Source organism: Aestuariimicrobium ganziense (assembly GCF_015352975.1).
Taxonomy (GTDB): Bacteria; Actinomycetota; Actinomycetes; order Propionibacteriales; family Propionibacteriaceae; genus Aestuariimicrobium; species Aestuariimicrobium ganziense.
Window position 1 is genome coordinate 1 of sequence record NZ_JACYIZ010000015.1, and the last position, 1,290, is coordinate 1,290.

The window sequence follows — 1,290 nt, forward strand, 5'->3', positions numbered from 1 at the left end:
TCAGTGTCAGGGTGGTGGCGGTCGCCTTCAGCGGCTGGTTGGATCCTGAGCACTTGGTGTCTGGCTCTTAGCCTGAGTGTCGCCTTCGGGTTGATGGGCATGTGTTTTGCCGGCGCCAGGTGTGAAGGACCGGCCGGCGTGACTTGATAGGAGCGTGGCATCGCCCCGACTGAGATGTGTCCGCCGACCGGCCCAATCGTTCCTCGCATCTGAGTGAAGGAGGCAACCTCCATGGTTGTTGTTGGAGCTGACGTGCACAAGTGGACGCACACGTTTGTGGCGGTTGACCAGGCGGGCCGTGAACTGGGACACAGGACTGTTGGCGCGCACTCGGCGGGTCATCAGCAGGTGGTGGCGTGGGCGCGTGAGCGGTTCGGCGTCGACGTGGTTTGGGCGATCGAGGACTGTCGGCATCTGTCGGCGCGGCTGGAGCGTGATTTGCTGACAGCGGGTCAGCAGGTGGTGCGGGTGCCGCCGAAGATGATGGCGGAGCAGCGTCGGATCGCGCGTACCCGCGGTAAGTCTGACCCGATTGACGCGGCGGCGGTGGCCCGGGCGGCGCTGCGTGAACCTGACCTGCCGATCGCGTCTCACGATGAGGGTTCTCGTGAGTTGAAGCTGCTTGTCGACAGGCGTGACGACTTGGTCAAGCACCGCACCGCCACGATCAACCGGCTGCTTTGGCGGGTCCATGAGCTGGACCCGGCATGGGCACCGAAACCGGGCTCGCTGGACTTGGCCAAGCATCAGCAGATCCTGGCTGCTCGACTGGCGGGCCGGGCCGGGATCGTGGCCGAACTCGCCCGGGAGGAACTGGCCGATGTGATCGAGTTGACCGGTCGGGTCAACCAGCTCGAGCAGCGCATCAGCGTGCTCGTTGCTCAGGTCGCGCCGACTCTGCTGGCGATGCCGGGGGTTGGTGCGCTGACCGCAGCCAAGCTCGTCGGTGAGGCTGCCGGCATCACCCGGTTCAAGTCCGAGGCAGCTTTCGCCCGTCACGCCGGGATCGCGCCGATCCCGGTCTGGTCGGGCAACACCCGCGGCCGTGTCCGACTCACCAGATCGGGCAACCGACAACTCAACACCGCGATCCACCGCATCGCGGTCACCCAGATCCGCCTTGACGGGCTCGGCAAGACCTACTACGAGAAGAAGAAGGCCCAAGGCATGTCCACCTCCGAAGCACTGCGCTGCCTCAAACGCCGCTTGGCCCGCGTCGTCTTCAACCACCTGACCACCGACCACGCCACCGCGAGCACCGACCTCGCCCAAGCCGCTTGACATAGGAGA

1 protein-coding gene is annotated in these 1,290 nt (G+C 65.5%); it reads left to right on the forward strand.

Annotation, left to right across the window (positions count from 1 at the left end):
* Positions 1-213: 213 nt before the first annotated feature.
* Positions 214-1,281, forward strand: coding sequence for an IS110 family RNA-guided transposase (locus IE660_RS15230; protein ID WP_328701994.1), 1,068 nt, complete (start codon positions 214-216; stop codon positions 1,279-1,281).
* Positions 1,282-1,290 lie beyond the last annotated feature (9 nt).